The sequence below is a fragment of the Pontibacter chitinilyticus genome (genome assembly GCF_039748935.1).
GTDB classification, from domain to species: domain Bacteria; phylum Bacteroidota; class Bacteroidia; order Cytophagales; family Hymenobacteraceae; genus Pontibacter; species Pontibacter chitinilyticus.
In genome coordinates this window covers 23942-50736 of record NZ_JBDIZJ010000007.1, presented here as the reverse complement: position 1 = coordinate 50736, position 26795 = coordinate 23942, and the positions used below count along the sequence as shown (strand labels likewise).

16 protein-coding genes are annotated in these 26795 nt (G+C 50.8%); 5 read left to right on the top strand and 11 right to left on the bottom strand.

The features are described from left to right. Window positions 1–125: 125 nt before the first annotated feature. From ABDW72_RS12110 to ABDW72_RS12080, 7 genes are all read right to left on the bottom strand, one after another. Window positions 126–2597 carry a glycoside hydrolase family 31 protein gene (locus ABDW72_RS12110; RefSeq protein ID WP_347158828.1) on the bottom strand — a complete coding sequence of 824 codons (2472 nt, stop codon included), beginning with the start codon at window positions 2595–2597 and terminating at the stop codon, window positions 126–128. Window positions 2598–2695: 98 nt separating this feature from the next. Continuing rightward, window positions 2696–3739 carry a SusE domain-containing protein gene (locus ABDW72_RS12105; RefSeq protein ID WP_347158827.1) on the bottom strand — a complete coding sequence of 348 codons (1044 nt, stop codon included), beginning with the start codon at window positions 3737–3739 and terminating at the stop codon, window positions 2696–2698. Between the two features lie 68 nt (window positions 3740–3807). After that, window positions 3808–5409, bottom strand: a complete 1602-nt coding sequence (locus ABDW72_RS12100) for a RagB/SusD family nutrient uptake outer membrane protein (RefSeq protein WP_347158826.1) — start codon at window positions 5407–5409, stop codon at window positions 3808–3810. 12 nt (window positions 5410–5421) lie between these two features. Further along, window positions 5422–8478, bottom strand: coding sequence for a SusC/RagA family TonB-linked outer membrane protein (locus ABDW72_RS12095; RefSeq protein ID WP_347158825.1), 3057 nt, complete (start codon window positions 8476–8478; stop codon window positions 5422–5424). An 888-nt stretch (window positions 8479–9366) separates the two neighbouring features. Continuing rightward, entirely contained in the window at window positions 9367–10914 is a 1548-nt protein-coding gene (gene susR / locus ABDW72_RS12090) for a SusR family glycan utilization regulator (protein WP_347158824.1), read from the bottom strand. Between the two features lie 440 nt (window positions 10915–11354). Beyond that, window positions 11355–12380 carry a UDP-glucose--hexose-1-phosphate uridylyltransferase gene (locus tag ABDW72_RS12085; protein ID WP_347158823.1) on the bottom strand — a complete coding sequence of 342 codons (1026 nt, stop codon included), beginning with the start codon at window positions 12378–12380 and terminating at the stop codon, window positions 11355–11357. Between the two features lie 53 nt (window positions 12381–12433). Then, window positions 12434–13582 carry a galactokinase gene (locus ABDW72_RS12080; protein WP_347158822.1) on the bottom strand — a complete coding sequence of 383 codons (1149 nt, stop codon included), beginning with the start codon at window positions 13580–13582 and terminating at the stop codon, window positions 12434–12436. A 199-nt stretch (window positions 13583–13781) separates the two neighbouring features. Here ABDW72_RS12080 and ABDW72_RS12075 point away from each other — a divergent pair, with 199 nt between their 5' ends. After that, window positions 13782–13976, top strand: coding sequence for a hypothetical protein (locus tag ABDW72_RS12075; protein WP_347158821.1), 195 nt, complete (start codon window positions 13782–13784; stop codon window positions 13974–13976). A gap of 203 nt (window positions 13977–14179) precedes the next feature. On the opposite strand, the gene ABDW72_RS12070 is transcribed toward ABDW72_RS12075, so the two are convergent. Together ABDW72_RS12070 and ABDW72_RS12065 are read right to left on the bottom strand one after the other, a co-directional pair. After that, window positions 14180–16990: an alpha-amylase family glycosyl hydrolase gene (locus ABDW72_RS12070; protein WP_347158820.1), complete on the bottom strand. Its 2811-nt coding sequence runs from the start codon at window positions 16988–16990 to the stop codon at window positions 14180–14182. Window positions 16991–17117: 127 nt separating this feature from the next. Next, window positions 17118–17453, bottom strand: coding sequence for a hypothetical protein (locus tag ABDW72_RS12065; protein ID WP_347158819.1), 336 nt, complete (start codon window positions 17451–17453; stop codon window positions 17118–17120). A gap of 35 nt (window positions 17454–17488) precedes the next feature. Between ABDW72_RS12065 and ABDW72_RS12060 the strand changes: the two genes are divergently transcribed. The 4 genes from ABDW72_RS12060 to ABDW72_RS12045 all read left to right on the top strand — a co-directional run bounded on the left by ABDW72_RS12060 (window position 17489) and on the right by ABDW72_RS12045 (window position 24164). Further along, window positions 17489–18424: a manganese catalase family protein gene (locus ABDW72_RS12060; RefSeq protein ID WP_347158818.1), complete on the top strand. Its 936-nt coding sequence runs from the start codon at window positions 17489–17491 to the stop codon at window positions 18422–18424. A 59-nt stretch (window positions 18425–18483) separates the two neighbouring features. Continuing rightward, complete coding sequence (locus ABDW72_RS12055) at window positions 18484–19284, top strand: DsbA family oxidoreductase (RefSeq protein WP_347158817.1); 801 nt, start codon at window positions 18484–18486, stop codon at window positions 19282–19284. 400 nt (window positions 19285–19684) lie between these two features. Next, on the top strand, window positions 19685–22234 hold the full coding sequence (ligD, locus tag ABDW72_RS12050; RefSeq protein ID WP_347158816.1) for a DNA ligase D: 2550 nt from the start codon (window positions 19685–19687) through the stop codon (window positions 22232–22234). A 163-nt stretch (window positions 22235–22397) separates the two neighbouring features. Continuing rightward, entirely contained in the window at window positions 22398–24164 is a 1767-nt protein-coding gene (locus ABDW72_RS12045; protein ID WP_347158815.1) for a chloride channel protein, read from the top strand. Window positions 24165–24214: 50 nt separating this feature from the next. Here the strand turns inward: ABDW72_RS12045 and ABDW72_RS12040 are convergent, their stop codons facing one another. Further along, window positions 24215–24607 carry a response regulator gene (locus tag ABDW72_RS12040; protein WP_347158814.1) on the bottom strand — a complete coding sequence of 131 codons (393 nt, stop codon included), beginning with the start codon at window positions 24605–24607 and terminating at the stop codon, window positions 24215–24217. Next, a complete protein-coding gene (locus ABDW72_RS12035; RefSeq protein ID WP_347158813.1) occupies window positions 24600–26780 on the bottom strand; it encodes a PAS domain-containing sensor histidine kinase in 2181 nt (726 codons plus the stop codon). The genes ABDW72_RS12040 and ABDW72_RS12035 overlap by 8 nt, the downstream gene beginning before the upstream one ends. Window positions 26781–26795: the final 15 nt, after the last annotated feature.

The window sequence follows — 26795 nt, the reverse complement described above, 5'->3', positions numbered from 1 at the left end:
ATGTAGCGAAAAGCACCAACGCCTAGAAAACGGCCGCCCTGGCATAGGTAACTGCTAATGTATACTTGCCGTCCTAAAGCAAAACACCCGGAAGTATAAATACATCCGGGTGTTTCTGATAAAATTTAAAGGCTGATCGTAAACTGATCCTTCTCGTTTTTAATTACGAGACTCTGCACGTTGTAGCCCTCTACGGGGTTGGCATCGCCTTGCGGGTCGAAGCGCGAAATAGGAGTGAGGTAAGAAGCAAAGTCCTTGTGCAGGTTGCCTGACTTACCGTTCACTTTCACTTTTGTAGCGTTGCCGAAGCCATGCAGCAGCACTTTCACGTTTTTGAAGTTGGAGTTATACGTGCCATCCACCTTGCCAAACGTAATGGTGTTGCGGCGCGGTTCGTACGAAATAGTACGCTTGTAGTACTGACCTTTCTCGTAGTCGTAAGATTTGCCGTCGTCCTCATAGTATACGAAGGAGTTGGCAGCGTCACCTTTGTACACGTTCACCGTCAGCGTGTCGGTCGGATGCTCTGTCGTGTTCTGGATCAGCGACTGCATTGGAATGATGCTGCTTTCCTTTACATAGATTGGCATTTTATTGTAAGCCAGTGGGATAATCTTCTCCTGGTTCCCTTGCTGCACTTCGCCGGTATACAGGTTGTACCACTTGCCCTGCGGAAAGTATACTTTGCCAAAGTTAGTAGTGCTCACAAACGGCGCTACCAGGAAAGCTTCCCCGAAAAGGTACTGGTTCTGGTATTGGCTGTCGTAGATCTTCGCATCCTGGGTATAGTCGATGGCCAAGGAGCGCATTACCGGCATACCATCCTGCGTTGCCTCATAAAAAGTGGAGTACAGGTATGGCAGCAGTTTATAGCGCAGACTGATAAAATTACGCGCTATCTCAGTCACTTCTTCGCCATAAGCCCAGGGCTCCGACGATTTGGAGTTTACGCCGGTGTGATTCCGGAAATAGGGGATAAAGGCACCTAGCTGAATCCAGCGGGCATACAGGCCCACGGTTGGGTTGCCGGTAAAGCCGCCGATGTCCATACCGGTAAATGGTACGCCGCTCAGGCCAAGGCTGTTGAGCAGGCGCACACCTGCCAGCATGTGCTCATCTTCGGAGCGGTTATCGCCGGTCCAGATAGCGGTGTAGCGCTGCAGGCCGGCATAACCGGCGCGGGTAAGTATAAACGGACGCTTGTTCATGGTGGCACGGGCGCCTTCGTAACTGGTGCGGGCCATTTCCAGACCATACACGTTGTGGCCTTGCTTGCTGGTGGTCAGGTGGCCGTCGTAGTTAAACAGCACATTGTCCGGCATTTTATTGCCCCAGGTCGCAATTTCGTTCATATCGTTCCAGATGCCGTCTACGCCATCATCAGCGAAGCGCTTCACCTGGTTTCGCCACCAGTCGCGGCCTTTCTCACTTGTAAAATCCGGAAAGTGCGTCCAGCCGGGCCATACCTGGCCGGTGTAGTACTGGCCGTCTACATACTTCAGGAAAATGTCGGCTTTCTTGCCGCTCTCGTACGCATCATACCCTTCTTCTACCTTAATGCCCGGGTCTACAATCACGGTCGTCTTAAAGCCCATGTCCTCCAGGTTTTTGTTCATCTGCAGCGGGTTCGGGAAGCGGTTCTTATCCCAGGTGAACAGCTTGTATGCATCCATGTAGTGGATGTCAAGCGTAATACCGTCGGCCGGAATCTTCTTCTCGCGCAACGTTTGGGCGATGCGCATAACCTCCGTTTCGGGGTAATAGGAGTAGCGGTTCTGCTGGTAGCCCAGGCTCCAGAGCGGCGGCAGGTTCATGCGGCCGGTCAGGTTAGTATAAGAGGTAATGATGTTGGCTACTTTTTTGTGGTAGATAAAGTAGTAGTCCATCTCACCGCCCTGCGCTCCAAACGAAGCAAAGCGGTTGTTGCTGGCTCCGAAGTTAAAGTCGCTCTGGTAGGTGTTGTCCAGAAAGATGCCATAGTTGAGGCCATCATGAATACCGATGTAAAATGGAATGGTGGAGTAAATCGGGTCCTGCCCGGCTGAGTAGCCATAGGCATCGGTGTTCCAGTTGGTATAGCCGTTGCCCTTACGGTCGAGCGGGCCGGTTTTTTCGCCCAGGCCGATGTAGCGCTCATTGGGCTGCATGTGCTTGTAGGTAGTAACCTCTTCACCAATCCAGGAGGTGCCCAGGCCTGGTTCGTCCTGGTTGATGAGCTGGCCCTTTGAAGTATAAAAAGCAACCGCAAACGGATTTTTGCTGACACGGGCTGTCAGCGAGTCCGTGGTAATGGTTATTTCACTGGCATTCTGCGTGATGTTGGCTTTGGTTGGCTGCGGTTTGGAGATGACGGCATACGAGAAGTCATCGCCCAGCGGCTTCTTATCCATGCGTACACGTACCACGGTAGGGCTATACACCTGCAGCAGCACATGGTCGTTGTTATCGGTTGTGATGCTGACGCTCTGGCCCTCCACGTTAACAGCACTCACGTTGCCCACCTGGTGCACGGGATTCGATGTAGTTTGCCCAGCAGCGGCAAAGGTAAGCATCGTTAGAAGCACTACGGGACTAAGCTGTTTTAAAGAGATTCTCATTACAAAGGCTTATGATTGATTTAAAAAAGTCGATCTTCAAGCAACCCAGCGGAGAACTAACTTTTGCCGGGCTGCTTGAAGATCGAATTGAGGGTTACTTACTTTTTGACGATAGCGTAAGTAACGCTGCCATCTTCATTGTCCACGTCAAGGGTAATTTCATAAGTGCCTGCTGTAGCAACAGCAATATTAGCACCACTCGCATTAAGCGCTGGGTTGCTCGTATCATCGTCGCCATAGTTGGTGTCCCAGGCATCATTGAACCTGAACTTGAATGCACCTGCTTTTAAAGGAAGTGTGATTTTCCATACCCCTTCATCGTTAATGTACTTCATGTTGGTGTCGGCATCCCATCCACCCGGCGTGGCATCGCCGATAACACCCCAGGAGTACTTTGCGGCAGTCCAGGTTAAAGTATTAAAGTCAGCTACCAGCATGTAGGTATCAGCCGTTGGTACACTTAAGTTCGCTCCATTTGGTGCTAATGATCCTGCTGCGTCGCCACTGCCATAGTTATCATTCCAGCTTCTGTCTTTGGTGATCTTAAATTCTAAGCTGCTGGCATCCACAAAGCTGATCAGGCCCTGGTAAATTTCATTGTTTTCTACTGAAGCTAAAGCTGGTGCCGTTTCAGGCTTCCAATCCTGATATCCTCCGGGAACATACACATAGGTAGGCTCTACATAAGTAGAGTAAGGCGTAACTGAAAGGGTAATTACATTCGAGTAAACAGGGCTAACCTTGTCTGAAACAGAGGCTTTGATCCGCATAGGAAGATCATGAGCCTCATCCGGCGTATACTTCAATTTTGTGAGGAGATTATTGAGTTCCTCCACCGTAAAGGTCTTTTTTGGCTCATTGCCTAAAGCGATGCTGTACGGCTGTGCGAAATTATTTCCGGCTGTGTCTATCTGTAGTGAGTAGTTTACAGCTGCCATGTAGCCAAAATCTGCTTTGTCCCATGTAAAAGTCACTGCCTCATTGGCAGCGTTCTCTTCGGTTAAAACAACATTTGTTGTTGATACCGCGAGTACAGGAGCTGTTCCTGCTCTTAAAATGGCCTGCTCCTCATCTTTTTCGCATGAAAAGAGAGCGAGCGTAAGCATACTGAATATAAACGTATAATTAAACCAACGCTTCATAAAGTTATAGTTAAAGTGATGTAAAATCAGGTGCAGCAGTTCTGCACCTGATTGAATTCATTATAGCATTAATAACCGTTGTTCTGAACCAGGTTCGGGTTGGCCGTCAGATCAGACGTCGGGATAGGGAATAACCTGCGGAATTCACTTACAGGCTGTCCTTCTTTTACACCACCTTTCCAAGGCCACAGGTAATCACCTGATGTAAACAGTCCGAAACGGATCAGGTCTGTGCGGCGATGGCCTTCCCACTTTAACTCACGGGCACGCTCATCGAGGATAAACGGCAGGGTTAACTGGGCCTGCGTGATATTACCGGATGTTCCGTTATAAGCACGCTCACGCAGCATATTCACATACTCCAATGCCTGCTCTACGCTACCACCGGTACCGCCACGCAAAACGGCTTCCGCATACATCAGGTAAACATCTGCCAGGCGGAACATTGGGAAGTCTGTGTCCGGATGATTTCCGGTCACGTCAGAACCTACCTGGCCTGTAGAGGTCACGTTTTTCCACTTGGTGATCGGGTAGCCGTCTGTGAAAGTAGTAAGGCTGTTGATCTCCAGGCTCTGGCCCTCTGTAAAGAAGTTTGCACGCTCGTCGGTGTTGCCGGTAACATCGTCAAAGAGGTTCACGATTGCCTTGGTGGTGCGCAAACCTCCCCAGCCGCCGTTGATACCAAAGTTCGCCGGGTTCATTGCGCCTCCTACTGGTGCATGCACCAGGTACGTCATGCCACCCCAGGTAGTAGTATGCACGCCATCGAACGTGATCGGGAAGATGATCTCATTCGACTTATAGTTATCTGCCAGGAAAAGGTTATCATACTCCGGCTCCAATGTATAACCGGCGTCTATCACTTTCTTTGCGTAGGTAACAGCATCTGTATAACGGGCGTTACCGGTGTATACTTCGGCATTCAGGTACAGCTTTGTCAGTAATGTCCAGGCGGCAGCTTTATTTGCGCGGCCATAGTTGGTCAGGTCGCCAGGCGTAGCAGGCATCAACTCGTCCTGTACGGCCAATAGCTCAGACTCAACATAGTTAAACAGTTCCTGACGATTCGTTTGCGGTGGCAGGAATGTTCCTACAGGATCTGCTTCGGTTGCAAACGGAACATTACCATACAAGTCTAAAGCATGCCAGTAGCTCAGGGCTCGCAGGAAGCGGGCTTCTGCACGATAATGTTTAGCGTCTTCCAACTGCGTACCGGTTATACCGCGTTCACTTAGTTTGGCATCGGTCGTTTCGCGAATAAATTCATTTGTAAGTGCCACTTGGTAATAGATACGGTTGTAGAGCTCACGCAGGAACTCGTTTGCAGGTGTCCAGTCCATTTCGTGGAGGTCCTGAATGGTACCGTCGTTCCAGGCAATTACCGCTTCGTCGGTTGTCAGTTCTTCTGCCTGCCAGTACTGGCGCAGGTAGTTGGAAGCACCTTCGTCACCGCCCAGAATGTCCGGGTTGCCGGTAGGGCCCTGCTGGCCTGTTACAGCATAGCCAGCATAGAGTTTAGCAAGTATAAGCTTGTAATTGCTGAAGTCCTTATACACGTTAGCAGATACAACGTCATACTTTGGTTCAATGTCCAGGCTTTGGTCGCACGAGGTGGCTGCCATCGTAAGCACACCTGCCAGCGCTATATTTCTGATGAATTTAGTATTCATTATTTTATTAAATTAAAGTTGAAGACTTACACCCAGTGTGTACACACGTGGTCTGGGGTAGAAGTTATTGTCAATACCGCCGGCGATCTCAGGGTCTAAGCCTTTGTATTTAGTGATCACAAAAGCGTTCTGCACATTCGCATTCAAGCGAACACCTACTTTGTTATTCGCAACACTTCCCAGTTCGTAGCTCAGGTTCATGCTCTCCATGCGTAAGAAAGAGGCATTCTCCATGTAATAATCAGAGAATAGCTGAAAGTTCTGGAAATTAGTTTCCAGCACGTTTGGCGAAACGTTTGTCAGGTAGTTAGAGAAGCTAAATGCCTGGTAAGCACCGTTGTTGGAGTAGATGTTGTTATACACGTAGTTGTCGAGAACGGCACGTGCTACCAGGCTGAAGTTCCATTTGCCATACGTCAGGCTTGAATTAAAGCCCAGGTTAACATTTCCTTCCGGATTTTTGTAACGGTACTTATCTTTCTCATTCACAACACCATTGCCATCCAGGTCAGCATAGAGGCCCTCAATCGGCTTGCCGTTCTCGTCGTATACCTGCTTGTATACATAGAAGGAGTTTGGTGCATAGCCAACTGTATTTACCTGGATTCTGTTGCCAGTACCACCAGCGATAGTCCCTACCAGGTTACCAATAGAGTTCTCATCTTTTACTTTAGACAGCTTTGTGATTTCACGTGTGATGTAGGTCGCATTTACGCCCACATCCCAGGTTAAACGGCCGTTGTCGATTGCAGTAAAGTTTAAAGCTGCTTCTAAACCTTTGGTCTCCATGTTACCCACGTTTGTTGTGAGTCGGTTGATCAGGTTTGAGCCCGCAGGAACATCAACTTCAGCTAACAGGTCGCGGGTTTCTTTAAAGAAGTAGTCTAAGCTACCAGTAATTCTATTGTTAGCGAAGCCAAAGTCTAAACCAGCATTGTAAGTAGCTGTTTCTTCCCACTTGATATTCTGGTCATATCCTTCAGGGCGGAAAGTGGTGTAGTATACCGGATTGCCTTGTGCATCAAAGCCAAGCTGGTACTGCGCAGTGTTGTCGCCGAGGGTATAGCGAGCCAGATACGGGAATACGTCTCGGCTGCCTGTGCCAAGGTCCTGCTGGCCGGTTAGGCCATATCCTAATCTAAGCTTCAGGTCAGAAACGAAGCTGGAGTTTTTCAGGAAGCTCTCTTCGGCGATTCTCCAGGCGAAAGCAATAGCCGGGAATGTGCCCCAACGGTTATTTTCGCTAAATCTGGATGATCCGTCTGCACGTAACGTAGCTGTTAACAGGTAGCGGTCCAGCAAGGAGTAGTTGATTCGGCCGAAGTATGATTTCAGGCGATACGGGATCTGCTCTGGTCTGCCAGCTTCAGTTATAACAGTACCGGCTGCATTCAGAACCGGGAATTTTGGGTTGTTGATTTCAAACTGCTGGTACGAATAACCCGCCGTTGCCTCTATTCTGCTGCTCAGGGAGCTTAACTCCTTCACGTAATTCAGGTAAAAGTCAGCTAGGTGGTTTTGCTTGGACTGTGCAAACGTAGTGGTTCTGCCGCCTTCTACCGCATTGGGAGCGAAATTGGCTGGGAATGTTGTAGTTCCGTTGCTGCTTGTAATATCGTAACCTAAGTTCAGGTTTGCTCTCAGATCAGGTAAAAAGTGAAACTTGTAGTCCAGCTGGATATTACCGATGCTGCGCTTCACAAATCCCTCATCTCTGCGCTGCTCCAGCAAACTTAGTGGGTTGCGGGTAGCCAGCGGATTAAAGTTGCCGTTGGCATCTGTCCACTGGTAGTATCCGCCAAAAGCATTTTCCGGTGCATAAACAGGCTTGGTTGGGTCAAACGCAACAGCAGCTCCAATAGCGCCTGCATCAGCAAAGCGGCTGTTCGTAATGGCGCCCTTTACATTGAAATTCACCTTCAGGTGATCATCAAACAGCGACGGGCTCAAGCTCACAGAACCAGAGGCTCTGTCGAATTTCGAAGTTTTCAGGATACCTTCCTGGTTCAGGTAACCAACAGTTACATGGTATGGGAGTGATTTGTCGGCTCCGGACAAGCTAAAGTTGTTATCTGTCGTGTAAGCTTCCTGGAAAATCAAATCCTGCCAGTTGGTATTAGCACTGCCTAAAAGAGCAGCCTGTGCAGCAGAACCATGCTCCTGCACTATAGAACGGAACTGATCAGCAGTTAGCACATCATTCTCCTTTTTGATTTTTGATAAAGAGAACTGTGAGCTGAATCTGATCTCCTGTTTCTGCCCGATTTTACCTTTTTTGGTCGTGATAATAATAACACCGTTTGATGCTCTTGAACCGTAAATAGCCGTTGCAGAGGCGTCTTTCAGGATGTTAAAACTTTCGATATCATCGGGATTGATGAAGTTCAGCGGGTTGCCTGAGCCAGCCACTGTGGAGTTCTCAATCGGAACACCATCAATTACGATCAGCGGGTCGTTGCTGGCATTCAGCGAAGATCCGCCGCGGATACGGATGCGGCTGCCTGATCCTGGGGCACCGCCATTGGAAGTAATCTGCACACCGGCCACTTTGCCAGTGATCAGCTGCTCCGGTGTAGTTACCTGGCCTTTCACAAAGTTTTCAGACGTTACAGAAGTCACGGACCCGGTAACGTCACTTTTCTTCTGCGTTCCGTAGCCTACAATCACTACTTCCTGCAGGGCTTTGGTGTCCTGGCTGAGGGTAACGTTCAGGTTGGTTTTGTTGCCTAAAGGTACTTCTTGCGTAGTGTAGCCGATGTACGAGAACACCAGCGTGCTGCCGGCTGGTGCAGCCAAGGTGAAATTGCCGTTAACATCGGTGGCCGTGCCCCGGGTAGTGCCTTGTACTACTACGGTTACGCCCGGCAGGCCAGTACCACTTTGGTCAACAACGGTGCCTGTTACGGTTACATCGTCCTGGTACTTTACAGGAGCGTTGAGCATTACCGGCTTGTAGTTACCCGCAAGCAGCTGTGGGGGAGGGGTGTGAGTTTGCGCATTGCCTGACATGTAGAGGCAGCTCAATGCAACGGTTAAGCCAAAAGAGCTTAGTCCCTTTGTATACTTCATTTGCATAGAAAATTGGTTAGTGTGGTTGGTCTTGGTGTCATTAAACGGAAGCTATTCTATTCGGTCAATCGTAATTTCTGTTTTCATTCTAAGAACCCTATCAGAGCTCCTGTAACACTCGTTTCGGGGCTGTTCGCCAGCCAGGAATAATGCAAGAGCTGTTTTTCCACCAGCAAAGTGGTACCTGTTATCCACAAACAGGCAGGACGTATTCTTGTTTAAGCGGAGTAAGGTATTTTCTTGTACATCCTTTGTTAATTATCCGCTGGCTACTGCTCCAGGTGCCTGCTGCGAGCTGCTATACGGCTGCACCCCCACTTTTCGTTGCAACGCCGGTTCAGTGTATTCAGCATCTTCAGGTGCTGATACACTCCGGCATCCCTTTGTTGTGGGGCAGCCTCAGAGTGAAGCCATATGTGTGCTTTAGGGAGATTGTTGCCATTTGCGAACAGCCGAACTATATTATTTAGTGGTAAAGAGAGAATATCATACTACAAATATATTGGCTGCTAGGGCTAATACAATTAATACTGTAAATGTATAGAAAATATTAACAACTATAGGTGAGTAACCACTTACATTATAGTAGGTTAGCATCTCTGAGTAGGTAAAAAAATATAAGTAAAATATGGGGGAATAAAGCGCTTCAGACAGGCGCATAGCCAGCCAAAGCAGTCTCGCCCCAGGAAAAAGGATGATGTAAAAAGGCCGGATGCAACTTGCTGCTGTGAAAGTAACGATCTTGCCCCTGTGGGTGCAATGGCCGCTCAGGTGCTTAGCGCTTCAATCACTCTGTAGTAAAGAATACAGGTGTTAACTGGTTTGCAACTTATAGGAGGAATGTTGCAGACCTACACTCCCGAAAGGGAAACTGGAAACAGGGTTTCTCTAAAATGCTTTAATTTCCATAATTTTCTTTTCAAATTCCTCATTCGGAAGTATGGATCGGTTCTTTACCCGTGTTTTATAAGTATAAATCGTGTTCACAGAATACTCCAAAATCTGGGCAATCTGCTCGTGGTCGTGGATGCCCATGCGGATGAGAGCGAAAATGCGCAGTTCGATGGTAAGTGATTCATGATCCGGCGGTATGATCTTGTCCTCCTCCTTAAAGTATGAGTTGAATGCAGTTACGAATCCCGGAAAGATCTTCAGAAACACTTTGTCAAAGCTTTGGTAGAGCAATGCTCTTTCTTTTTTTAAGTTAACCGATTTGAGCACCTGCTGGATATCCTCGTGTTTCCGGGTCATCAGTTTCTTATCCACCGAGTTCTTAAATTTCTCGAGTTTGCTGATGTAGTCTGCGTACACGTTAAAAGAATATCCTATATACTCTTCTTTGATCTTATTGGCCTCCACCAGTTTGTCGTTCATTTCCTGCAGGTCCTCGTTTGTTTCCGATATCGTTTTTTTCGCCTGCTTCAGGCGGCTTACCTGCCGGAAAATGATGGCAGCAAACAGCACGACCAGCGCGGAAAGCACTGTAACCGCCAGTACATACAGCACCAAGCGCCGGCGCTGGCTCTCCACTGTCGTTAGCCTTTCGCCCTCAATAATCGGAAGAATAGCGGCCACCTGTATTTTGCGCTGCCTGGCGCCATAAAAGGTCGCATCCTCCAGCGCCTGCTTAATGTAAGTGTAGGCCCGGCTCTCATCGCCTTTGTTGTACAGCAACTCCGCCAGGTTCATCAGCGCCACTGCTTCGTTGGTACTCGACCGGATGTCTGCCACGGCTGCTTTAGCCATCCAGTAAATGGCCAAGTCGGTATCTCCGGTCGCCTTGTACACATTCCCCAGCGAGGCAGCAGCTATCGCATACTCGTGAAACGAGGGATGGTACTGCTGTATGATTTGCCGGAAGTCATCGGCTGCCGGGCCATACTTGCCCAATTTCAGGTTTCTTAACCCCCGGAGGGAGTGGAACTGCAGGGTGTTCGGGTTGGCCAGGGCAACAGCCGAATCCAGGTACGTGTTTCCGTTAGCTACATAACGATGCGAATAATAATTATCCATGTTATAGTTGGCCAGGTCGTAATAGGCCCGCGCTTTCAGAGCATAATAATCTGTTTTGATGCTGTCCGGCATACCAGCCAGCTGCACGGATCGCAGGGAGTCCAGTGTCTCTTTAAACAGACCTGATGACAGCAGAATGAAGCTCATCTTTATGCGGGCGTAGGTTTCCCGGGGGACATCCTGTAACTGGCCGGCCGAACGCTGTAGCTTTAAGGCATAATTGAAGGCCGAATCATATTGGAAGGACTTGTACTCGTCGTAGAGCTTGTTATAGAGGTTGAACTGCTCTACCTCTGAAAGATTCTCCTGATCGAGGAGCTGTTGTTTTAGTTTATCAATCCTTTCTTCTTTCTGGCTGCTGTAAATTTCCTTACTCTCCAGGGTACGGCTGAGTTCATTTAGCAAGCTATCAGAATCTGCCATACTATAAGCAGTACTGTAGTGCAGTAGAAGCAGCAATAAAAGAGAGATCAACTTCATAAAACAGGGCAATGCTAGCAGCAAGTTACCAAGGGGAGGCGTACCAAAAAAGTTTTTTTCCTGGGACGGTATAAAAGCCTAGTTTAAAAGTATGAAGCACTTGTACTAAGGCCGGGTGAGTGCTTACTTGTAGCTGGCGTAAGGACTTCGTGTAGCAGTTGTGCTGTATGGCTCAGGAGGTATTGCGCACCTACTTTTATCAGGTATTTCCGAAGGAATAAGGACCGGCGGCTGTGGCAGAGCAGAATGAATATGTGCAGGCACCGGCAGGAAATATCAACTCACACTGACTATTAGATCAGAATAAGCTGGTTGAAATTTTATGTTAAGCAGGAGCGCCGCCCGTAAGGTATAGTAATTTGCTGGCCTGCACTCCTGCTTTCCTATAAGAGGCTTCGCAGGCGCTCAGCGCTTGTTTCGGCTGTTATGTCGCGCTGGGGTTCGCCCATCATCTCATACCCGACCATAAACTTTTTGACGGTTGCCGAGCGCAGCAGCGGCGGGTAAAAGTGCATATGAAAGTGCCACTCCGGGTGTTCCTGCCCATCGGTAGGGCTTTGGTGCAAACCGGATGAGTAGGGGAACGAGACACCAAAAAGGCGGTCGTATACGCCTGTAAGCTGTTTGATGATGCCGGCATAGGCATCTTTTTCCGCGTCCGTCATCTGCCCGATGTGCTGGATATGGCGCCGGCTGATGATCAGCGTTTCGAAAGGCCACACGGCCCAGAAGGGTACCAAGGCAACAAAATGCTCGTTCTGTGCCACTATGCGTACCTGCTCTTTCAGTTCCAGGTCCAGGTAGTCGGCCAGCAGGCTGCGCCCGTGCTGCGCAAAGTATGCCCGCTGGCAGGCAGTTTCCTTGGCAGGTTCGTCGGGAATGGAGCTTTGGGCCCATATCTGCCCGTGCGGATGCGGGTTGCTGCTGCCCATCACGCTGCCCTTGTTCTCAAATATTTGTACATGGTTGACGTAATCCAGCGCGCCCAGTTCCAGGTATTCGCGCTGCCATACGTCCACAACTCCCCGAATGGCGCTTACTTCCATCTCCGGCAGCGTCAGGTCGTGGCGGGGCGAAAAGCAGATCACTTTGCAGAGGCCACGTTCGCTTTTAGCGACCAGCAGGCCGCCCTTTTCTACGGAGCCACCCGGTGCATTTGGCTGCAGGGCGGCAAAGTCATTCTCAAAAACAAAGGTGGAAGTATAATCCGGATTATGCTCACCGTTGGCCCGCTCGTTGGTAGGGCATAAGTAGCAGGTAGGGTCGTAAGCAGGTCTTTCCTCCTTGCTGACCTCTTCCTGCTGGCCCTGCCAGGGGCGCTTGGCACGATGGGGCGACACAAGCACCCACTCGCTTTTTAGCGGGTTATACCGTCGGTGCGGATGATCGCCCAGGTTAAATGCTGACATAGTTCATGAAGTATGGTTGTTGCCGCAACCGCAGTCCGGCATCTTTTCTTTTCTTACTGGGCCAGGCTAGTGCCGTCTACAATGCCGGCGATGTAAGTTTTGAGCTGCACACCGAACTGTTGCTGATACGCCTCCTCCATCTGCGCTATAAAAGCCTCTATGGCATCTATCCTGACAATGTTGATAGTGCAGCCCCCAAAGCCACCGCCCATCATGCGGGCACCTACCACGGCGTCAGATGCCCTGGTCTGGTCCACCAGGAAGTCCAGTTCAGGGCAGCTCACTTCGTATTGGTGCTGCAGTCCGTCATGCGAAGCATACATCTGCCAACCAAAGGCATACATATCCCCTTGCTGCAGGTGGCGGCAAGCAGCAACCACACGCTCGTTCTCCTGTATCACATAGGCGCAGCGCTTGTACACTTCTGAGTCAAACTCTTCCTGGTGCTGTTCCAGCATCTCCATGGTCGCATCGCGCAGGCTCATTACCAGCGGGTGGTACTGCTGCAAGAGGGCAACGCCTGCTTCACATTCCTGCCGGCGCTTGTTATACTCTGAGGAAGCGAGCGAGTGCTTTACCTGCGTGTCGCAAAGCACAATGCGGTAGTCCCGCATGTCAATATCATAATAGGCATACTCCAGCGAGCGGCAGTCGAGGCGCACAGCGTGGTTTTTCTGTCCGAACATGCTGGCAAACTGGTCCATGATCCCGCACATGACCAAGGCATACTCGTGCTCGGCTGTCTGCGCCATTTTTACCATAGTGAGCCGTTCGAGGCCAAAGTTGAAGAGGTGGTTGAGGCCGAAGGCCAGGCCACACTCTACTGCTGCAGAGGAGGAGAGGCCGGCGCCGATGGGGATGTTACCCCCAAATACCAGATCAAAACCTTTTACCTGGTGCCCTGCTTTCTGCAACTGAGCGATCACACCCAGCAGGTAGTTGGCCCAGCCTGTACCGGTGCGGTGCACATTGCCCAGGTCAAACTCGGCACTTTCGTCCAGATCATAGGCATGGGCGCGGAAGGTATTGGTGTTGTTGGGAGCCAGGGCGAAGTAAATTTCCTTGTCGATGGCTGCCGGCAGCACAAAGCCGTCGTTGTAATCTGTGTGCTCCCCAATCAGGTTTACCCGACCCGGCGAGCGCACTACAACAGGCTGCTGCCCGTACACGTCCTCAAACTTTTCTTTGATATCGTTGATCATCAGGAATAGATGTTTTGGCCGGCTTTGCGCCAGCGGTGCCTGTGGCTATACAGCCGCATAGATTATCAAAAGCAATATAAAAAGTAAAAATCAAAACCGGGCACCCGGTACAGAGATACCTATTTGATAAGTCTGTTTTTCCATAACGCACCACCGGCTACAGAGTTTACTTTTGTGTGGCTACAGGCGCGCGGCAGCGATGCCTTATGAACTAACCCATACTTTAAAAGTAAAGCGGTGGGTGTATCCCTACTCTTTTCTGGCATCCACCAACAACGTGGCTGCGGCACGTTCTAACCCATTGCTACTGGCGGTTATCTTTACAAGCCCGGGGGTGTTGCCTGTTTTAAGCAGCACGGTAAGTTTTATGTGGAAGGTGCGTGGGCAAGTATAAATCAAGTATAAACTATGATAGGAATACGGTAAATAGCTGTTTTCTACCCTGAATACAGCTTTATTGTTTAAAATATTCCCTGACTTTTACAAGCAACAATAGTGCAGAAGGAGAGTAGTTTAAACAGCAAAAAAGCAGCAGCCTCCGGTGGATCGCCGAAAACTGCTGCTCTTCTAAATTACTGAAATGCTACTGCAGGGCTGTTAAGGCAGTTTTACTACCTTCTTCACCATTCGCTTGTCGCCTGTTTGTATCTGTAAAAAGTATGTGCCGGCAGCAATGCCATGCAGGTCCAGCTTCTCAATAAAGGTCTGCTGCGTTTTACGCGTACTAAAGGTGCGAATAGTGCCGCTCGTCATATTGGAAAGCTGCAGCGTTACATCACCGCGGTAAGCATCCGTCAGTTCTACAAGCACTGTAGCGGTAGCAGGGTTCGGGTAAACTAGCAGGTTCTTGCTGTCCACCAGTTCTCCTTCTACTGCCAGCACACCCTGTTGCCATGGCACCAGATTTGCTTTCGGGGCCGGAAACGGCACCGTAGAGTAGAGGTGGAACTCGCCCGGCTGCAGCTCCAGCGCTTCGGCGGTGTTGGTTACCTGCACCTGCTCTCCGCTGAAGTAATCGTACCACGTGCCCGCAGCAGGGAAATTGACAGGCACCGACAGCTTCTGCACATCGGAGTTGCCAATGATGTACACGGTAGTATCGCCATCGCCATTCAGGGTGATGCGCTTCACATAAGCATCCATAGCCAAAGTATAATCAGAGGTCTGGAACACCCGCTGCGTCTCCTTTAAGTGGATAAGCGCGGCATATACATCAAAAAGCTTTTGCCGGTCGGTGTTGTTTTGGTACTCCCAGTGCAGCGGTTTGCGGCCAGTGCGGCCATTCTGATCAATCGATACATCGTAGCCCAACTCTCCAAACTGCCAGATCAGCTTTGGCCCAGGGATGGGCAGGAAAAAAGCAGCCGCCAGCTTGTCGCGGTTAAGGGCAGTAGCCAGGGTGCGGGTATTATAGGCGCCGCTGGTGCGGCCGTTGTGCGTCACATCAAATAGCAGGCGTTCCTCGTCGTGGCTTTCCATGTAGCCCACCACGTACGGGTACAGCCAATCTCGTTTTTTATAGGAGATCCACTCCGGGTTTGACGTGTTCCCTTTGGCCAGGTTACGGTACTCATAGTTAAGGTTGCCCCAGAACAGCAGTCCATAGTTGGCCAGTTCTTTCTCTTCCTGGTTGTCGGCAAAGTGCTCCAGCATCACAAAAGCCGTCTTGTCTACGCTGCGGATGTTATCGTAAATGCGTTTCCAGATGGCCACCCGGCTGGCATCATAGGCACTCCAGGCACTTACGTCATTGCCCGAATTTTTTTGTGTAAAGCCTTTGGATAAGTCGAAACGATAGCCGTCTACGTGGTATTCCTCCAGCCAGAACTGTGTCACCCGATCAACAAAGGCCTTGGTATACAGGCTCTCGTGGTTAAAGTCGAAGAAAACGCTGTAGGGGTGGGTGGCTTGCTGGTTGAAGTATGGGTTGTTCGCAGCAGGCTTATTTCCGTCCCAGTACAGCTTCACATACGGAAACTCGTAGTCGGCCTGGTTCAATACCATATCAAGTATAACCGCAATGCCATTTTCGTGGCATTTGTCGATAAAGGCTTTTAGAGCGTTCTCAGTACCGTAAGCTTTGTCAGGGGCAAAATAGAAGGTTGGGTTGTAGCCCCAGGAGTCGTTTCCGGTAAACTCCATTACCGGCATCAGCTCGATGGCATTCACGCCGAGGCGCTTAAAGTAGGAGATCGTATCGGAGAGAGTCGTATAATTTTGTGTGGCTACAAAGTCGCGCACGAGCAACTCATACACTACCATTTTCTCCACTTTCGGCCGCTTAAAATCTGTCACCTTCCAGGTATAAGGCGTCTGGTTTGTCTGCAGCACCGATACGATGCCGGTGGCTCCTTGCGGATAAGGCTTCAGGTTCGGGTAAGAGGCACTGGAGATGTACTGGTCGTTGTTGGGGTCCAGAACTTTCTGCGCATAAGGGTCTGCCACCGCAATGGTGCCATCCACCAGGTACTGGTAAGCCACTTCGGCGCCAGGCGTCAGGTTGTTAAGCTCCAGCCAGTAGTGGTTGCCGTCGGGTGTGCGCTTCATCAGGTAAGCAGCAGAAGGCGTCCAATTATTAAACTCCCCGATTAGGTAGACAAAGCTTTTTTCAGGCGCAAAAAGGCTAAGGATGGCACTGGTCGGGCTGGTATAGTTGATGCCGTCGATGATGCCGGACGGTAGCGCCGCCACCGTGGGTTGCGGGGCGACAGTATAAGTAAAGCTGGCGGTAGCGGTTTCTGTTGCTGTTTTGGCCTCCAGCGTAATTTGGTGCTGCGCGCCTGCTACTGTTCCCGCATTTAAAGTATAGCTGATAGCATTGGCATTTGTTACTGTTTTCAGCACAGTGGTTTCCTGCTTCAGCGTCAGGGTTGCCGGCGCAGAGGCTACGGCGCTGATGTTGATCGTAGCATTGGCGTCTACATAAAAAGCAGAAGCAGTGGGGCTGGTAAACGAAACACTCAGTTTATCTTCATACACTTTAATAAAAAGGTCTTCGGTCTGTGCCGTTCCATTGCCGTTCTTCAGCAGCACGCCCAAGCGTCGGATCGGCTTGTCTGCCGGCACGCCGAAATACTGGCGGGGCACCAGCGTTATCTGCCACTTGTTATTACCCAATGAAGTCATTTTTCCGGGAGCAAAGGGCGCATTGAAATTCGTCTGTCCGGCAGGCTGGTACTCAAAAGCGTCGCCCGTAGCGGAAGTGCCCGCTCCAGACCATAAGTATACATCGTCAGTTTTACCTAGCAGGCCTTTGGCGCGCGCGTCGGTCGCTTTGGATAAATCGAATGTGATGGTTACCTCCTTGTCGGCTGTCGGGAACTCAGGGGTGGTCGTTACCACCTGGGCCGCTACAAAGCCGGGAAGCCCGATTAAAATAAAAAGGAGAAGGGTGTAGAGTTTTTGCATATAGGAAATTTTCATGGATTTAACTGCTTGCCGGCATAACGATAACAGTACAGATACCCCGCACTCCAACGAATGCAGGTAGTGTGATAACCCTAAATGCCTGGAGATGTTTGGGTTGTACGCCAACTTAAATTTGCCCTGCCGTAAGGCAGCAACAAACCTGTCTGACTGAGCCGAAAGGTACTGCTTTTTTCCTGCATTTACTTTGCTCCCATTCCGGAAAATCGCCTGCTGCCAGCTCAGTGCTGTCTTCTTTACAGCCAACGCCTGTGCTGGTGCCACAAACAGGTGCGCCAACACCGCTTCTAAAGCCGCCGCCTGTCTCCAGGCAGCCTTGATTTTCCGGATTTAGTGGGTTTAATAGGAAATAGACAGGGATGGCGTTTGTCGTGTTTTTTAAACCTGATTTGCCTAATACAGGCCTGCATTGCAACACCATTCTGTTTCTCCCGTTCAAAAACATGTACGCTATGAATTTAAAACTTAATACGAACTACTATGTTTTACCACGTAAAAGACTTACAATTTAATGCCCGGGTATCAAAGCCCGATCCTCGTTTTGCAGGCATGCTGCTAGAGCAGTTTGGGGGAGCGAACGGCGAGTTATCAGCTGCACTGCAGTATTTTACGCAGGCATTTGCTGCCAAAAACCCCTATCCCGACAAGTATGACATGCTGATGGACATTGCCACCGAGGAGTTCAGTCACCTCGAAATTGTGGGCGCTACCATCCAGATGCTGCTTAAGGGGGTAAACGGCGACTTGAAAAATGCCGCTGAAGAATCAGAAATTATGAAGCTTTTGGACGGCAAAGCCGCCAAAGAAGGGGTGATACATGAAGGTATGCTGAACCCGCAGTTTTGGGCAGTAACCGGCGGCGGCCCTAAACCAGCTGACAGCCAGGGCAACCCTTGGACGGCTGCGTACATCCACGCTAACGGCGACCTGACCGTAGACCTGCGCTCTGATATAGCTGCAGAGTCGAGGGCCAAGATCGTGTATGAATACCTGATGCAATTCACAGATGATCCTTATGTAAAAGAGACGCTAAACTTTCTGATGACGCGCGAAGTAGCCCATTATCAGATGTTTGAGGCGGCCCTTTGCACCATTCAGCCGAATTTTCCACCCGGGGTATTACAAGGCGATCCCCGTTTCAGCAACAAGTACTTCAACATGTCGAATGGTGCTTCGTACAGAGGCCCGTGGAACGAAGGCGAAACGCTGGGACAAGGCGAAACCTGGCAGTACATCGAAGATCCGATTAAGCACGTGATTGAATCACAGGGTATGACCACCCACGCACCGGAAGGCACGCACCGCACCATGGAGAGTGTATCTACCAATGACAAAGCACTGAGCGAGATCCGAAGCGAAGAAGTGAAGATGTCGATGCCCGAAGGCGTAAGCCAGTGGAGCACGTATGATGAATAGCATGCACGCTTGCCTAATGATTTTGCCTACATGAATAAGCTTAATGGAAATAAGATAAATTGAAAAACGAAACGAATACCCAGGCAGGGTCGGTGCAGATTGAGTTCTACACCGACCCTCTCTGTTGTTGGAGCTGGGCGCTGGAGCCTCAGTGGCGCCGGCTGCGCTACGAATTTGCCGGAAGTATAAAATGGCGGTATCGCATGGGCGGCCTTATACCTAACTGGGATAAGTACAGCGACCCGATGAACACCGTTAGCAAGCCGCTGCAGATGGGGCCACTCTGGATGGAAGCCAAGTATACTTCTGGCATGCCGATAGAAGACAAGATATGGTTCTCTGATCCGCCTGCCTCTTCTTTTCCGGCATGTATAGCCGTTAAAGCGGCCGGCTTGCAGTCGGCTGACGCCGTGGAGCATTACCTGCGGCGCGTGCGCGAAGCTGTGATGCTGCACGGCCGCAACATTGGCAAATGGGAGGTGCTGCTGGAAGTAGCCAGAGAACTCTCTGAAAGTTCGCCCGAACTGCTGGACTTTGACGCTTTTAAGCAGGCGGCCAGCGGACAGGAAGCGAAGCAAGCCTTTGAGGATGACTTGCAGCAGGTGCGCCTGCTTGGCATCAGCCGTTTCCCGACACTCACCATTAACAAGCCCGGTCAGCCAGGCGTGATGATCGTGGGCTACCGTCCCTACGATGCGCTGGTGCTTGCCCTACAACAAGCAGCTCCGGAACTGAAACCCATCCGACATGCCACAGATGCCGCTGTTTACAAGACATTCTGGGGCAGTGCTACGGATCGGGAGGTGCAGGAAGCCTTGCGGCAGTCGCAGGCGAACAGCTACACAACAGGCAATCAGTAAAGATACATGTGCATCCGCTGAGCGGCTGAAACACCTTGTCTAAACGCCCTTTACGCTTATACTTGAGTATGGCCGTAAAGGGCGTTTTCCGTTCTGACAGGTAGTAGTTGTCCTGCTCTTTAGGGCCAACGAAAAACGAAGTATAGTCTATTTCGTTTTAGGATTATTCGACATAAAACGGAGAGAAATATTGAGAATAGGACTGGTGACGTAGGCAAGAGATATAAAATACTTATAAGAAGCTAACGGTACAGGTAGGCGCTGAAAACTTACTCAGCAAGTATAAACCGCGCCTTGAGCAAGTATGAAAAGTATAAACTAACATGGTTCAAATCTCCTTTGTACTCAAACTCTTTGCAGCATGTGTCGTGCGACCTGATACGGACAAAAGCAGCAACCGATGACCTTAGAGAAGTATAACCAGAAGCGCAACTTTAACCAAACCTCAGAGCCGGAAGGCAACGAAACACCTTCGCCCGGAGCACTGCGCTTTGTCGTGCACCGCCACCAAGCCAGCAAACTGCATTATGATTTCAGGCTGGAAATGGAAGGTGTGCTCAAGAGTTGGGCTGTCCCAAAAGGCCCCTCAATGAATCCGGCGGACAAGCGCCTGGCCGTGGAAGTGGAAGACCACCCGTTTGCTTACGGCACCTTTGTAGGCGATATTCCGGAGGGAAACTATGGCGCGGGCCACGTCGATATCTGGGATGAAGGCACCTACTACGCTGCCGAAACGGACAAGCGCGCGGAGGATGAAGCCCTGCTGCTACAGGGCCTCCAGGCGGGGAGCATCAAATTTGTGCTGCAGGGCAACAAGTTGCAGGGCGAGTTCGCGCTTGTTAAAATGAGAGGGCGGCAAAAAGATGCCTGGCTGCTAATCAAAAAAGACGATGCCGAAGCCGTGCATGAACCCTATGACAGCGAGGAACACTTGGGCAAAGTAAAAACCAGCAAAAAAGCGGTTACCGCCAAATCCAAAATCTCTAAAGCGGCAGCCAAAGCTAAGAAGGCAGACACAGCCAAGATGCCGCACCACATCATCCCCATGATGGCCAAACTCACAGACGGCCCTTTTGACAATGAAGACTGGATATTTGAAGTGAAGTGGGATGGCTACCGTGCAGTGGCCGAGGTGCAGGACGGCAAGGTGGAACTGTACTCCCGAAGCGGCAAATCGTATGAAGACAAGTATGAACCCATTGTAGAAGGCCTGCAACAGCTGAAGCATGCCGCCGTGCTGGACGGGGAGATCGTGGTGCTGAACGAGCAGGGTGACGCTACTTTTCAGGAGTTGCAGAACTACCAGAACACCCCGAAAGAGAACTTATACTATTGCGTGTTCGACCTGCTGTACCTGGATGGCGAGGACCTGCGCGACCTGCCCTTGCTGGAGCGGAAGAGAAAGCTGGAGAAAATATTAGTGGATATTCCTGCTGTTCGTTACTCAGACCATGTGGTGGGGAAGGGGATAAACTTCTTCAAGGAGGCGCAGCGCAAGCAGGTGGAGGGCATTATGGGCAAGCTGGCAAACAGCCCGTACCGCACCGGCAAGCGCAGCAGCGAGTGGCTCAAGATAAAAACGCACCTGCGGCAGGAGGTGGTGATCGGCGGCTTTACTGAGCCCAAAGGCAAGCGCAAGCACATTGGTGCCCTGATTCTAGGGGTATATGAAGAAGGTGAATTGACCTATGTAGGTCAGAGCGGCAGTGGCTTTAACCGCAAGTCGCTGGAAATGCTGAAGGCCAAGTTAGATGAGTTAGTGCAGGAAGAATCACCTTTTTCGGGTAAGGTGAAGCCTAACGCGCCGGCTACCTGGGTGAAACCGGAACTGGTGGCGGAGATCTCCTTTGCCGAGTGGACCTCCGACGGGCTGATGCGGCAAGCTATTTTTGAAGGATTGCGCGAAGACAAGAAAGCGACTGCTGTAGTACGCGAAACAGCAGAACAAAAGGAGAAAGCGATGAAAGAAGCTACTAAAAAGACCGCTGCTAAAGGAAAAGCGAAGCCTGCAGCCAAATCAGGGGAGCAGGAAGAGAATAGTAAAGCTGAAAACAAGGAAACCCTCAACCTGAACGGGCAGCAGGTGCCCCTCACCAACCTCGACAAGCTATATTGGCCCAACGAAGGCTATACCAAGCAGGACCTCGTCGCCTATTACCAAAGTATAGCCGACACCATTCTTCCCTATTTGCAGGACAGGCCCGAAACGCTGCTGCGCCACCCGAACGGCATCGCCAAAGCAGGCTTTTTTCAAAAAAACGCCATTCATACACCGGAATGGGTACATAAAGCATCGCTAAAGGCAGAGTCTACGGGGCAGGAGGTGGAGTATGTAGTGTGCGACGACAAGGCTACGCTGGCCTACCTCAACAACCTGGGCTGTATTCAGCTTAACCCCTGGAACTCGCGGCTGGCCAACCTGGAGCAGCCGGATTACCTCGTCATCGACCTGGACCCCGGCGAAAATACGTATGATGAAGTAGTGGAAGTGGCGCTGGCTACCAAGGCTGTGCTAGATAAAATTGGCGCTGCCTGCTACTGTAAAACTTCCGGAGCAACGGGCATGCACCTCTACGTGCCGCTCGGCGCCAAGTATAAATTTGAAGAAGTACGCCACTTTGCCCACCTGGTGGCGCAGCAGGTGCATGCAGGCCTACCCGAACTTACCAGCCTGGAGCGCAGCCCCAAAGAGCGCCGCAAGCAGATCTACCTGGATTACCTGCAAAACTCCATCGGCCAGACGATAGCGGCTCCCTACAGTGTACGGCCGCGGGCGGGAGCCACCGTTTCTACGCCCCTGCACTGGGAAGAGGTGAAGCCGGGGCTCAGGCCTACTGATTTCACCATCCGGAACATACCTGGCCGCATCAAAAAAGAAGGCGATCTTTTTAAAGGCGTCAGGGGGAAAGGAATAGACCTGGCCGCCTGCCTGAAAAAGCTGCAGGTGTAAGGCTGCTGTAGAATAACCTACGTTTGCAGCCTTGCTGCGCCCTTTGCCTATACTTTAAGGCTGCCCGGCAGGCAAAGGGCGCAAGAGTATTGCCCAAGACCGGTATACTTCATAAATATTTGCTACATTCGGCTCCATGTAGCGACGTCCCTGTGGGAGAATCATGAGCAGACTAAACCGATACCAGCTCGCCTTTTTTAAATGGCGCAGGAGCCAGAGTAACAACCGCATTCTTCCTTTTATATTAAGTGTGGTGGTGGGGCTCATTGTTGGCCTGTCGGCAATTCTGATCAAAACCATCATTTTTTATTTTGAGCAGTACGCTGTATACTTTGCCCCCAAGCTGCTCTACTTCCTGCTGCCCCTGATCGGGTTTCTGCTGGTAACGTTCCTCAACCGCAATGTCTTTCGCAAAACCGCCTATTTCAGCGGCACGCGAAACGTGATCGAGTCGATCGAGAAAAACTCCTCTATTATCAAGTTCCGGCTCGTTTATTCCAAGTTTATCACCACGGGTCTTACCATTGGTTTTGGTGGGAGCTCCGGCGTAGAGGCAGCCATTATCACGAATGGGGCCGCTGTGGGTTCAAACATCGGCCGTTTTCTGGGCCTGGGCTACCGGCTGCGTACCCTGCTGATCGGCTGCGGTGTGGCGGCAGGCATTTCGGCAGTGTACAACGCACCTATGGGCGGCTTTATCTTTGCCCTCGAAACCATTTTGCCCGAGTTTACGCCTACACTTCTTATTCCGCTGCTAGTAGCAGCTGCTACCGGTAAGATCCTTTTCGAGTTCATTATGGGCTCGCACTTGCGCTTTCAGGTGCCGCTCACCGATTTTGCCTACGAGCAAATACCGCTGGTGATTCTGCTGGGCGTTATGGGCATGCTCCTGTCCAACTATCTGCTGCGCACCTACAGCTTTTGCTTTCGTTACCTGGCCAAGATCAAGAATGATTACCTGCGTGCATTAACGGGCGGCGTTGCCCTGGGGAGCGTTATTTTTCTGCTTCCGCCTATGTATGGCGAAGGCTATGTGAGCATCGACGCCCTGCTGAACTCAGAGGAACGCTCGCTGTTCTTTAATTCGCCTCTGGCGGCATTGCCAAACACAGTATGGTTTAACCTGGTCTTCTTTTTCCTGATCACCATGGCAAAGCCGCTGAGCACGGGCATTTGCGTAAACTCCGGCGGAGAAGGTGGCTACTTTGCGCCCTCCATTATCACGGGTGGCTTCCTGGGCTTTTTCTTTTATAAAGTGGCGATTCTGGTTTTCCCATTTTACGGGTTGAACCAGGCCACTTACATGTTCCTGGGCATGGCCAGCATTTTTGCCTGCATCATGAATGCGCCGGTTACGGCCATATTCTTAGTGGCGGAGATCACGCAAAGCTACCAGTTGTTTGTGCCGCTGATGCTGGTCTGTGCCGTATCTTATTTCCTGAAGTACTATTTCGAAAATCTGAGCAAGCATGTGGTGCAACCTAAAGGGCAGGCCAAGGCCTTCCGGGTAGACCGTATCTTACTAAACGAGCTCAGTATAAAACAGCTGGTGGAGGAGGACCACTACCCGGTAGCTGAAGATGCTACTTTCCGGTCGGTGGTGGAGAATTTCGCTAATTCCGACAGAGGCCTGTTGCAAGTGCTGGATGCGCAGGGCAACCTGAAAGGCATTATTTCGCTGAGTGACATCCGGAAACGGCTGGGCGATACCTCTAACTACGATACCATCCTGGCCCGCGACCTGATGCACCAGGCGCCTGTTTTAGCCGAGATTGATGAGCCCGCCTCGGAAGTACTTGACAAGTTCGACAAGTATAAGCAGTGGTCGTTGCCAGTAGTGCGGGGGCAGAAGTTTAAAGGCTTTATCTCTAAAAACCGGCTCATGACACAGTACCGCCGGGAGCTGACCCGCGTAAACCGCTTTTTCTGATCAGGACGAAAAACGGCCTGCCGCAAAGCTTTGATGTTACGGCTGCCAGGCTATTGTTTTAGCCGCAGGATTGTTTCTTCTTCCAGTGGTTTTTGAAGGAAGCCGGCAACCAGTTGATACTTGTCTGCCCGCTTAGTTTCCTGTTCATCTACCGACGAGGTAAGTATAAAAAAGCGACACTGGCCTGTTAACTGCGCTTCATAGAGGGTAAGCGCCTCCAGCAGGTCCCAGCCGCTCATCAGAGGCATGTTCAGGTCCAGGAAAATTACTTCTGGCAGCGGAGCCGGCGAGGTGCCGTTTATACTTGCGGTAAGAGCAGCAAGCGCTGCTTCGGCACAGGTAAAGGTCTTGTACTCGCTGGCAAAGTTCTCTATGGTCAGGGTTGCCTCTGTCAGGAAGATGCTTACCTCATCATCATCTATAATAAATACCTGCTTATACATGCTTTGCTCCTAAGTATAATGTAAAAGTTGTGCCTTTGTCAGGAGCACTTTGTACGTCTATTTTGCCTCCCAGCGTCTCTACCTGAGTTTTCACCAGGAAAAGGCCAATCCCTTTGCCATGTGTGTTCGGGTGAAACCGCTTGTAGAGCTTAAATAATTGAGTTTGCACCACGTGCATTTCCATGCCCAGCCCGTTATCGGCTACTGTCAGCACATAACCTCTTTTGTCTTTATGTGCGGCAATGTGCAGGGCCAGGATCCTGTGGGGCGCGCTATACTTGATGGCATTGGAAACCAGGTTATAAAGTATGCTATAAAGATACGCTTTACTGGAGAGCATACTGTAGCTGGCATCTACAGCCACTGTTACCAGCGCCTGCATAGACGTCAGTTTGTCTTCCATGCTACCGAGCACTTCCTGGCACACCGCCAGCAGGTGCACCTCCTCGCGGTGGAGGTGGCGGTTATAATCGCGCATGGTAAGAATGTGGTTGATGTCTTTGATGACCTGGTCCAGCTGGTGGATAGAGGTCTCCAGCTTTTGCAGTGTTTTATCGAACAAAGGCGTGTTTTTATCCACCTTGTTTACCAGACCAGCCAGGCCAATAGCATTAGCCACCGGCGCGCGCAGGTTATGCGACACAATATACGTAAACTGCTGCAGGTCGCGGTTGTGCTTGAACAGGTCGTTCGTAAGCTTTTGCTGCTCTGCTTCCGCCGCTTTTTTCTCGGTAACGTCCGTTTGGATGGCGATGAATTTGACTACCTGACCGGCCTCGTCGAGGATAGGGGTGATGTCCATCAGGAACCATACCCGTTCCCCGTTTTTGCGGGCATTCAGGATTTCTTCGGAAAAAGGAACAGCCTGGGCTAGCTTCTGGTGGACGCGCTGAATGGTTTCCCGGTCTGTTTCGGGGATCTGCAACAGTTGGCCCGGCTTGTGGTGGAGGGCTTCGGCCAGGCTATAGCCGGTGATGCGGGTAAAGCCTTCGTTCACCCACTCCACTTTGCCGTCTTTATCGGTGATGATCACGCCGTTGGTAGTTTTGCTGGCCACCAGCGAGAGCTTCTCCAGCTCGGTGTGAACGGCTTTTTGGGTGGTCACGTCTACAAAATGTACCGCAATGCCGCCATCGGCCGGAAAGATGCTGAAGCTGAGGGTAGCATTCGCGAATTGCTGGAAAGTTTCCTCAAAGGTAGTGGCCACTTTACTTTGAGCCACCTGCAGGCACTGCTGGTAGAAGCGCGAACTTTTAGCGTCCGGGTACATGTCCCAAACCACCTGCCCCAGCAACTCATCACGCTGCTTGCCCATAAAGGCGGCAAACGGCTGGTTGGCATACGTGTAGCGCCATTCTGCATCGAAGGCAAGAAAAGGATCGGTAATACTTTCTACGATCTTTTTTAACTGCGCGGCCTGGTCTTTTATCAGTTGCTCGCTGCGCTTCACCTCCGTTATATCGCGGGCAATACCTTGCACCCCCGAAATAGTGCCTCTGAAGTATACTGGCATCAGCGTGACAGACAGGTCCAGCTCCCGCTGTGCTGCATCCAGGATGCGTGTTTCAAGGGTAAGTGCCTCGCCTTGTAGCACCCGCAAAAAAGCTTTGGCTGTTTCTTCGGTATCCTCAGGGTGCAGAAACTTAACGAAGTGGGTGCCGATGGTTTCGTTTTCGGATATGCCGGTGATCTTCGCCACATGCCGGTTTATCTGCTGAAAAATACCCTGATTGTTCAGGGTAAATACAGCATCGGGGTGTTCAAAAAAAAGCGATTCGTAAAAGGCCTGCTGCTGCTCTTTCTGGTACTCAGCCTCTACCGTTTCGGTGATGTCTCTGGAGTTTGTCACGAAGCCTTTTACCGCTTCGTTCTCCAGCATATTAGAAATAGAACAATCGATCCAACGCCAGGCGCCGGCTTTGTTACGAAAGCGGAAGGGTGCCAGCCGGACCTGCTGGTGCTGTGCAATGGCGGCCAGGGCAGTTGAAGCTGCGCAGAAATCCTCGGGGTGTATAAAGTCGAAAGCGCTGCGCCCGGTAAGTTCCTCGATGCTGTACCCCAGAATATGTGCTACAGAGGCGCCCACATAGCTGTACCTGCCTGTGTGGTCTATCACCGAGATCAGGTCGGTGCTGTTACTTACAATAGAACTGTAAAACTTAGTAGAAAGCATATGTTCACATTGGCG